The sequence below is a fragment of the Streptomyces sp. NPDC057565 genome (assembly GCF_042801455.1).
GTDB classification, from domain to species: Bacteria; Actinomycetota; Actinomycetes; order Streptomycetales; family Streptomycetaceae; genus Streptomyces; species Streptomyces yanii.
This window is the reverse complement of record NZ_JBHVFU010000188.1, coordinates 1-1,175: the sequence shown is the minus strand read 5'-3', so window position 1 is coordinate 1,175 and position 1,175 is coordinate 1. Positions and strand designations below refer to the sequence as shown.

General features: G+C 66.1%; 1 protein-coding gene. It reads left to right on the top strand.

Annotated elements, in window-relative coordinates; all coding sequences use genetic code 11:
* Positions 1-61 precede the first annotated feature (61 nt).
* Positions 62-1,175, top strand: a 1,114-nt coding sequence (locus ACFU8W_RS52515) for an IS630 family transposase (protein WP_384053021.1), incomplete at its 3' end; no start/stop codon positions are given.

The window sequence follows — 1,175 nt, the reverse complement described above, 5'->3', positions numbered from 1 at the left end:
TGTGATGTGACACGCCGTCCGGGTGCTGTGCCGGGCGGCGTGTGACGGTCACCCTGTCCGGGTGGCGATACGAGTGCAGGTCCGTGAGATCGATGATGACGAGGGGCGGCGGCTGCTGCGGATCATCCGCAGGGGCACCGGGTCGGTGGTGACCTGGCGGCGGGCCCAGATGGTGCTGTTGTCCGCGCAGGGCATGCCGGTGGCCAGGATCGCCGAGGTGTCGTTCACCAGCGACGATCGTGTCAGAGACGTGATCCACAACTTCAACACGGACGGCTTCGACTCGCTGTATCCGAAGTACAAGGGCGGCCGGCCGAAGACGTTCACACTGCCTGAACGCCGCGAGATCAAGAAGATCGCCAAGTCCAGGCCGACCGAGCACGACCTGCCGTTCTCGACCTGGAGCCTGACCAAGCTGGCGGACTTCCTGGTCGCTGAGGGGGTGGTCGACGACATCAGCCACGAGGGCCTGCGCATCCTGCTCCGCGAGGAAGGCGTCTCCTTTCAACGCCTGAAGACCTGGAAGACCTCCCGCGACCCGGACTACGCGGCCAAGAAGGCCCGCGTCGAGCACCTCTATGCGATCGCCGACGGCGAGGTCATACCCGAGGACGGCGAGCCTGAAGTCATCTTCTGCATGGACGAGTTCGGACCCCTGAATCTGATGCCGCACCCGGGCCGGCAGTGGGCCGAACGAGGAGGCAAGCACAAGGATCCCGACCGTGAGCCCCGCCGACGGCGCCGGGCGACCTACAACCGCTACGGCGGGGTGCGACACCTGTTCGCCGCCCTGGACCTGGCCAAGGACAAGCTCTACGGCCACATCAAGCCGGTCAAGAAGCGGACCCAGTTCCTGGAGTTCTGCCGCTACCTGCGGACGCTCTACCCGCGAGAGGTCCGGATCGCGATCGTCAGTGACAACTTCTCCCCGCACCTGACCACGAAGAAGTGCCAGCGCGTCGGCACCTGGGCTGCGGCGAACAACGTCGAGATGGTCTACACCCCGACCAACAGCTCCTGGCTCAACCGCATCGAGGCCCAGTTCACGGCCCTGCGCTACTTCACCCTCGACGGCACCGACCATGCCGACCACAAGGAGCAGGGCAGCATGATCCGCCGCTACATCAGCTGGCGAAACCGCCACGCCGACGACCGGCGCCTCCGCGCCGTCGTCG